Source organism: Elstera litoralis, assembly GCF_000963705.1.
GTDB lineage: Bacteria > Pseudomonadota > Alphaproteobacteria > Elsterales > Elsteraceae > Elstera > Elstera litoralis.
In genome coordinates, this window is the sequence record NZ_LAJY01000105.1 from 1 (window position 1) to 7,914 (window position 7,914).

Here is a 7,914-nt window from a genome sequence, read left to right on the forward strand (position 1 = left end):
ACTCCTCCGCCCTTTGGCATCCATCTGGGTCATCACGGTATAGAAGACCCAGCAGACCGCCAGAACGATGAGGTTATAGACAATCGAAACGGCGGCGGCTTTGCCAAGGTCGAACTGCCCCAGCGCCAGCTTCACCAAATCGATGGAGAGGAACGTCGTCGAGTTACCCGGCCCGCCGCCGGTCACGACGAAAGGCTCGGTATAGATCATGAAACTATCCATGAAGCGCAGCAGCACGGCAATCAGCAGCACCCGGCGCATTTTTGGCAGTTGGATCTTGCGGAACACGGCCCAGCGCGAGGCCCCATCGATGCGCGCCGCCTGATAATAGGCGTCCGGGATCGACTTCAGCCCAGCGTAGGAGAGCAGGGCGACCAGCGAGGTCCAGTGCCACACGTCCATAAGCACAATCGTCACCCAGGCCGATAGGGCATTCTGCGAATAATTATAGGGAATACCGAGACCGTTCACGACCGCGCCGAACAGGCCGATGTCCGAGCGGGCGAAGACCTGCCAAATCGTGCCCACAACGTTCCACGGCACCAGCAGCGGCAGCGCCATGACGATCAAACAGGCTGCGACCGTCCAACCCTGGCGCGGCATGGCCAGCGCCACCGCGATTCCCAACGGCACTTCGATGGCCAGAATGATTCCGGAGAACAGCAGGTTCCGCCACAGCGCGTCGAAAAAGCGCCCGCCGAGATCGGTGCTCGGGTCCAAAAGTTCCACGAACCAGCCGACGCCGTTCCAGAAGAACTGATTATTCCCGAACGTATCCTGCATCGAATAATTGACGACCGTCATCAGCGGCAGAATCGCGCTGAAGGCCACCACTAGGAAGACCGGCAGCACCAGCAGCCAGGCTTTGTTATTTTCCGTCTTATCCATGACGCACCTCTTCGGTCGGCGCGCGGCGGAAGCCGCCTTCATAGAGATGCAGCGCGCGCGGATCGAGAACCACGCTGGCCTCGGTGCCGTTGATCGCGGCCCCTTCCGGCACGGTGGCAATCAGCGGCTGCCCCGCCAGCTCCACCCGCGCGATGCGCAAGCGCCCGAGATCGTCCACCCGCTTGATTTGCACCGGCAACCCCGTGCCGAGCGGCGCGAGGGTGACATATTCCGGGCGAATGCCGAGTTCGAGCGGGCCGTTCCCCGTGGGGCGACCGATATGCGGCGCAGCAATCGCCTGATCGCCCACATAGGCCGTGGTGCCCTCCAGGCGGCAGGGGAGAATATTCATCCCCGGCGAGCCGATGAACTTGCCGACGAAGGTATGATCGGGCCGCTCGAACAGATCCTCTGGCGAGCCGCTTTGCATCACCCCGCCGTCGTACATCACCACCACTTGATCGGCGATGGTCAGCGCTTCGGTTTGGTCGTGGGTGACGTAAATCAGCGTCAGCGGCAAGCGTCGATGCAATTCCTTGATCTTAGAGCGCAGCTCCCACTTCAGATGCGGGTCGATCACCGTCAGCGGTTCATCGAACAGGATCGCCGACACGTCCGAGCGCACAAGCCCGCGCCCGAGGGAGATTTTCTGCTTCGCGTCTGCCGTCAGCCCGGTTGCCGGGCGCGAGAGATCGCGGCCCAAATCCAGCATTCCGGCAATCTCGCGCACGCGGGCATCGACTTCCTTCTCCGGCACCCGGCGATTGCGTAAGGGGAAGGCGAGATTGTCGTAAACGCTCATCGTGTCGTAGATGACCGGGAACTGGAACACCTGGGCAATGTTGCGCTTTTCGGTCGGCAGGGTCGAAATATCCACCCCATCGAACAGGATCTTACCGCGCGAGGGAATAATCAGCCCGGAGATGATGTTGAGCAGCGTGGTCTTGCCGCAGCCGGACGGGCCGAGCAGCGCGTAAGCGCCGCCATCGTCCCACGTCCGCGTCATCGGCTTCAGCGCGTAATCCGCGTCGGAGGCCGGGCTCGGGTGATAGGAATGGGCGAGGTCTTGCAGGTCTATGCGCGCCATGATCGCCTCACGCTGCCAGGGCCGCGTCGGCGGCTTCAACCAGCGCGCCGTCGGGGGAGAAGAGGTAGAGCCGCTTTGGATCGAGCGACAGGCGAATCGGCGCGCCGGGATCGACCTTCACCACGCCGCGCGCGAGCGCAACCCAGCGGTCTTGCCCCGAATCGACGTGGATATAGCTTTCCGAGCCGGTGATTTCCGACACGGCCACCGTGCCCGCGAGAATGAGATTATCGTATCCCCCGCCGTTCAGCCCGGCGTGATGGGCACGGAAACCGAAAATATAGGCCCCATCGGCAACCGCGAACCGCCCGGTTTCGAACTGGCTGCCATCGGGCAGGCGGTAGGTATTGCCGCTTTTCCAGACGGAAACCGTGTTCAGCGGCGGATCGGACAGAACTTTCGCGGTCGTCAGATCCTGCGGCACCCGGTAAATTTGCGCGGTCGGACCGAACTGCGTCACCCGCCCTTCCCAGAGGGTCGCGGTATGGCCGCCGAGCAGCAGCGCTTCCGTGGGCTCAGTAGTGGCATAGACGAAGATGCTGCCCGTCGCGGCGAAGAGGCGCGGCAGTTCCTCGCGCAGCTCTTCGCGCAGCTTATAATCGAGGTTCGCCAGCGGCTCATCCATTAGTACCAGATCGGCCCCTTTCACCAGCGCGCGGGCAATCGCCGTGCGCTGCTGCTGGCCGCCGGAAAGCTGCAAGGGCGTGCGCTGCAAATAAGGCTCCAGCCGCAGCAAAGCCGCCGCCTCCCGCCCCCGTTTTTCGATCTCGGCCTTATCGAGCCCCGCCACCCTTAAGGGCGAAACGATGTTTTCGAAGACCGACAGCGTCGGGTAATTGATGAACTGCTGATAGACCATCGCCACCGAGCGCTTGCGCACCGGCAGGCCGGTAATATCGCGCCCATCGAAGCTCATCGTCCCGGAGGTCGATTTATCGAGCCCCGCCATCAGGCGCATCAGGCTGGTTTTGCCCGCGAGCGTCGGCCCCAGGAGAACATTCACCGTGCCGCGATCCAGCGTCAGCGTCACATCCTGGATGTGATCTTCCCCCATCACGCGCTTGGAGATGTTTTTCAGGCTCAGGCTCATGAGGCACCGCCTGCCGAGGCCATAAAGCGCATTAGCGCGGCCACATCGGTCGGGGCGAGTTTCAGCCCGAGTTTACTGCGTCGCCAGAGAATATCGTCTGCCGTCCGCGCCCATTCTTCCCGCATCAAATAGAGAACCTCACGTTCAGTCAGATCGGCCCCAAAAGTCTGGCCGAGATCGGCAAGGCTTTTCGCCCCGCCTAAAAGAAGATCGGCGCGCGTGCCGTAAGTGCGGGCGAGCCGCCAAGCGTGCGCCGCTTTGAGAAACGGGTAGCGCTGCTGGAGGTTCTGAACGAGAGCATCGAACCCGGTCACGGGAAAATCGCCGCCGGGCAAGGGCTCGCCGCCCGTCCAGCCCTTCGGCTTTTTCGTCGCGGACGGCAGATGCGGCCCCAGTTTCTCCAGCACCGCTTCGGCCAAGCGCCGGTAGGTGGTGATCTTGCCGCCGAAGACCGACAGCAGCGGCGCGGCACTGCTGGGCGCATCGAGCGTCAGCACATAATCGCGCGTCGCTTCCTGGGCTTTCGAGGCGCCGTCGTCGTAGAGCGGGCGGACGCCGGAATAGGTCCAGACGACATCCTCCTGCGTCACGGGGCGGGCGAAATACTCGGAGGCCGCCGAGCAGAGATAGGCAATTTCCTGCGGCGTCGCCGCCACCTTGGCCGGATCGCCGACATAATCCTGATCGGTGGTGCCAATCAGGGTGAAATCCTGCTCATACGGAATGGCGAAAATAATCCGTCCGTCGCCATTCTGGAAAATATAGCAGCGGTCGTGATCGAAGAGTTTCCGCACTACAATGTGCGAGCCCTGCACGAGGCGCACTTTCGCCGTGCCGTTGGAGCGGATGCGCTGGGTCAGCACGTCCGCCACCCACGGCCCCGCCGCATTCACCAGCGCTTTTGCCACGATCTGCCGTCGCGCCCCGTCGCGGGTTTCCATTTCCAGCACCCAGCGGTCGGCGCGGCGGTCGGCGGAAATGAAGCGCGTTCCGGTTTCGATTTCGGCCCCGCGCGCTTTCGCATCCATCGCATTCAGCACCACAAGGCGCGAGTCCTGCACCCAGCAGTCGGAATATTCGAACGCCCGCGCGAACCCCGGCTTCAGCGGTGCGCCCGCCGCATCCCGGCGCAGATCAAGCGTGCGCGTGCCGGGCAGCAGCTTCCGCCCGCCAAGATGATCGTAGAGAAACAGCCCCAAGCGCAGCAGCCACTGCGGACGCAACCCCTTGTGATGCGGCAGCACGAAGCGCAGCGGCCAGATAATATGGGGGGCCAGCGCCCACAGAATTTCGCGTTCGATCAGCGCTTCGCGCACCAGTCGAAACTCATAATGCTCCAGATAGCGCAGGCCACCATGAATGAGCTTGGTTGACCACGACGAGGTGCCGCTGGCCAGATCATTTTGCTCGCAAAGATAGGTCTTTAGCCCCCGGCCCACTGCGTCGCGCGCAATGCCGCAGCCATTGATCCCACCGCCGATGATGGCAAGGTCGTAGACCTGCTCCATCTTTCCTCCCCCATGCGCAGGATCTTCGCCTGCGCGTTTCCTTATTTCGTTTGATCGTATTCGCGCCTTAATCCGAACTCAAGAGAGATTCACACTATTGCAATGCGATATTTTACCTAAATATTAAGAACACCAGCATAACAGCAGGGTCGCACCAAAAAATCGCGCGTTCATTTATAATACAATTACCGGCGTAGGCTGAATTTTAACTTCTCTAAGTCGCAGGCTCGTCTTCCGAACTACCCACTTCCAGCACTTCCACCGAATGTTCGCGGCAGATATCACCGATTTTTCCGTCGGGGAGCCGGTCGGTGACGAAGAGATCAATCTCCGAGACATGGCCGATGCGCACCGGCGCGGTGCGCTCGAACTTCATTTTATCGGCCACCAGGATCACATGGCGGGCGTTTTCGATGATGGCGCGCGAGACGCGCACCTCGCGGTAATCGAAATCGAGCAGCGCGCCCTCATCATCGATCGCCGACGCGCCGATAACCGCATAATCCACCTTGAACTGATGGATGAACTGCACCGTCGCTTCCCCCACCACCGCGCCATCGACGCGCCGCACCGGCCCGCCCGCGACGATCACATCAATATGCGGATTGGGGTACAGCAGCGTCGCCACATTGAGATTATTCGTAATCACCAGCAAATCTTCGTGCTGGCCCAAGCTTTCGCGACCTCTTCGGTCGTTGTGCCGATATTGATGAACAGCGAAGCCCGGTTAGGAATGTGCCGCGCCGCCGCCAGGCCAATCGCCTCTTTCTCGGTCTGCGCCACGAAGCGCCGCGCCTGATAGGCGAGATTGCTGACGCCCGACGAGATGATTGCGCCGCCATGCACGCGCGACAGCAAGCGCCGCTCACACAGATCGTTGAGATCCTTGCGGATGGTCTGGGGCGTCACCTCGAAGCGCGCCGCCAGATCTTCCACCGTTACCCGGCCATTGGCGCGCGCCTGTTTCAGAATCTCCTGCTGACGGTCATTGGTGACGGTTTGCATCCGCAGATCGGGACGAAATGCTTGCAGCGTGGCACGCGCCATAGGGTTCCCTCCCGCCGTTCAATCTTCTTTTTTTAGTGGCGCTTTTTGCGCTGTATCAGCCTATACCGCCGTGCGGACTTTCGAAACAAACCGATCGACTTCGGTTGAAAGATGCCCGGTATCGTCGCGCAGAATTTGCGCCGCCGACAGGCTTTCCCCCGCCGACCGCCCGACCACGGCGGTAGCTTGAGTGACATCGCCCAGAATCGTTGCCGCTTCGGTGCTGCTTTCGGCGGCGATATGCAGGCCCCTTGCGATTTCCCGCGTCGATGCGTCCTGCTGATCGACCGCCGCCGCAATCGTGGCCCCAATCCCCTCGATGCCGACGATGACCGACTGCACCTCGCGGATTGCCCGCGAAACACTTTCGGCAATATTTTGCACCTGGGCGATTTGCGCCGAAATTTCATCGGTGGCTTTCGCCGTTTGCGTAGCGAGCGATTTCACCTCGCCCGCCACCACGGCGAACCCCTTGCCCGCATCCCCGGCGCGCGCGGCTTCGATGGTGGCGTTCAGCGCCAGCAGATTGGTTTGCGAGGCGACCTGATGAATGAGATCAACCACGGTGCCGATACGCAACGCCGCCGCCGAAAGCCCTTCCACCGTTTCGCGCGTTTTCATCACCGTCTGCACGGCCGAGCCCGACATATGGGCCGATTCGCTCACCCGCTGGGCGATTTCGGCAATCGACTGGGACAATTGCTCCGCCGCCGCCGCCGCTTGGCCGACGCTGTGGTTAGCCTGTTGCGCCGCCTCCGCCGCTTGGTCCACTTTGCTGCGGTTCTGTTCGGTCAGATCGCTCATCGCGCGCACGCTGCCATAAAACTTTTTCGACCGCGCCCGAAACGCGCGTCGCCACTTGCTGCACGTCGGCTTCGAACATATTGGCCATCGAGAGCATTGTGTCGCGCCGCTCTTGGCTCGCTTGCGCGCGCGCGGCCTCAATCCGCGTCTGGTTGAGCGTAACTTCTTTCGCCGTATCGCGGAACACTAGCAGCGCTTGCGACATAGCCGCCACTTCATCCGCGCCTTTGGTTTGAATATCGGTCTCTAACTCACCGCCCGCGATCCGGCGCATCGCTTCGGCCAGAAGCTGCAAGCGGCGGACGATGGACCGCCCAACGTAGAGCCACGCCAGCAGGAAAATCGCCAAAATCATCACGCCGCTAATCCCGAGTTGCAGCATCAGCGAAGATTCCGCTTGGTCCTTGGTTCCGACCGCCGTGCGATCCGCCGTGCCTTGCTGATCGGCGACAAGCTCGGCGACGATTTGTCCGAGACTTGCCGACGCGGTCGCAAGCTCGCCCTGAACCTTGGCGATTTCCTCCTCCAGCCCCCATTGCCGAGCCCGCAACCCGAAAACACCTTCCGCCCCCTGCCCGTGCCGCGTGATTTTGGCCGAGAGCGCTTCCAATTTTTGCTTGTTAGCGGGATCGGGGTAGTTATCCAGCACTGAATTCAGGCGATGTTCCGCCAAAGCGTAGCGCGGCTCCAAATTATCGTAGATAGCACCACGGGGAATGCTGGCGGCGGCGACCAGCATACCGACCGCAAGATTGCTGTTCGATTGAAGGTCGAGCAACCCACGCAGGCTTGGTAAATCGAGTGTGGAGAGCCGTTGAGCCGCCTCCCCGGTCTTCGCCGTAGGGTCGCCCACTGATCGCAGGCTGCGCCTCAAATCCAACTCGGCAGATTTAATCAGGGGATTGAGCTGCTCATTGAGCGCTTCAAATTCGAGAATCGTCTCATTTACATGGTTGGCGATCGTCGCGCCGACTTCGAGGCGTTTTCCAACGCGCTCCGCCAACGCCTTTATCAGATTTTCGCTCTCCGCACTGATTGCCGCCACTTTTTTCGACCTGGGGCGAGGCCGAGAGAATCGCTTTCAAACGGTCTAATTTTTCCGTCTGGCGCGCCAGCGATGCCGTCACCGCCTGCGTCTGCACGGCCAAAGCTTCGGCTGTATCAGTCTGCGTCAAGGCTGATGTATCGGCGCGCAAACTGCCCGTTACCTGCGCCAGTTCCAAGGAGGCAACGACCGATGGCAACACGCTTCCCCGTAAGGATTCGATTCCGCCGACGGTGTCGGTCAAGGAAAGGTAAGACGCACCGCCATTCAGCGCCGTCAGGCAGGCGATGAGCCCAAAGGTTCCATACAGACGCGCTTTAATCCCAAAACGGGACCCTACCGTTTGAGCAGTCATGACATTCTCCCTAGAAGTGCAACGAGCAGCGCACTCTCACTTTTTCAGATCATTTTTTCATTTAACCTGTTGACTTGATATAGGGTGCCA

9 protein-coding genes are annotated in these 7,914 nt (G+C 61.1%); all 9 read right to left on the minus strand.

From position 1 onward, the window contains the following. On the minus strand, positions 1–888 hold an 888-nt coding region (locus VZ95_RS05320), incomplete at its 3' end, for a carbohydrate ABC transporter permease (protein WP_045774946.1). Continuing rightward, positions 881–1,975: an ABC transporter ATP-binding protein gene (locus VZ95_RS05325; RefSeq protein ID WP_045774947.1), complete on the minus strand. Its 1,095-nt coding sequence runs from the start codon at positions 1,973–1,975 to the stop codon at positions 881–883. The genes VZ95_RS05320 and VZ95_RS05325, both read right to left, overlap by 8 nt. 7 nt (positions 1,976–1,982) lie before the next feature. Further along, on the minus strand, positions 1,983–3,065 hold the full coding sequence (locus VZ95_RS05330) for an ABC transporter ATP-binding protein (RefSeq protein ID WP_045774948.1): 1,083 nt from the start codon (positions 3,063–3,065) through the stop codon (positions 1,983–1,985). Next, positions 3,062–4,573, minus strand: coding sequence for a glycerol-3-phosphate dehydrogenase (gene glpD, locus VZ95_RS05335; RefSeq protein ID WP_045774949.1), 1,512 nt, complete (start codon positions 4,571–4,573; stop codon positions 3,062–3,064). The genes VZ95_RS05330 and glpD overlap by 4 nt, the downstream gene beginning before the upstream one ends. A 214-nt stretch (positions 4,574–4,787) precedes the next feature. Further along, positions 4,788–5,246 carry a hypothetical protein gene (locus VZ95_RS29640; RefSeq protein ID WP_332307999.1) on the minus strand — a complete coding sequence of 153 codons (459 nt, stop codon included), beginning with the start codon at positions 5,244–5,246 and terminating at the stop codon, positions 4,788–4,790. Beyond that, on the minus strand, positions 5,219–5,620 hold the full coding sequence (locus VZ95_RS29645; protein ID WP_332308000.1) for a DeoR/GlpR family DNA-binding transcription regulator: 402 nt from the start codon (positions 5,618–5,620) through the stop codon (positions 5,219–5,221). The genes VZ95_RS29640 and VZ95_RS29645 overlap by 28 nt, the downstream gene beginning before the upstream one ends. A 60-nt stretch (positions 5,621–5,680) precedes the next feature. Beyond that, the gene (locus tag VZ95_RS05345; protein WP_052711509.1) at positions 5,681–6,424 is read right to left on the minus strand and encodes a methyl-accepting chemotaxis protein; all 744 of its coding nucleotides are present in this window, start codon (positions 6,422–6,424) and stop codon (positions 5,681–5,683) included. Beyond that, positions 6,357–7,427, minus strand: coding sequence for a HAMP domain-containing protein (locus VZ95_RS05350; protein WP_198148101.1), 1,071 nt, complete (start codon positions 7,425–7,427; stop codon positions 6,357–6,359). Before VZ95_RS05350 ends, VZ95_RS05345 begins: the two co-directional genes overlap by 68 nt. Then, positions 7,366–7,824 (minus strand): hypothetical protein, encoded by a 459-nt coding sequence (locus VZ95_RS25120; protein ID WP_198148102.1) that lies wholly within the window; start codon positions 7,822–7,824, stop codon positions 7,366–7,368. The genes VZ95_RS05350 and VZ95_RS25120 overlap by 62 nt, the downstream gene beginning before the upstream one ends. Positions 7,825–7,914 lie beyond the last annotated feature (90 nt).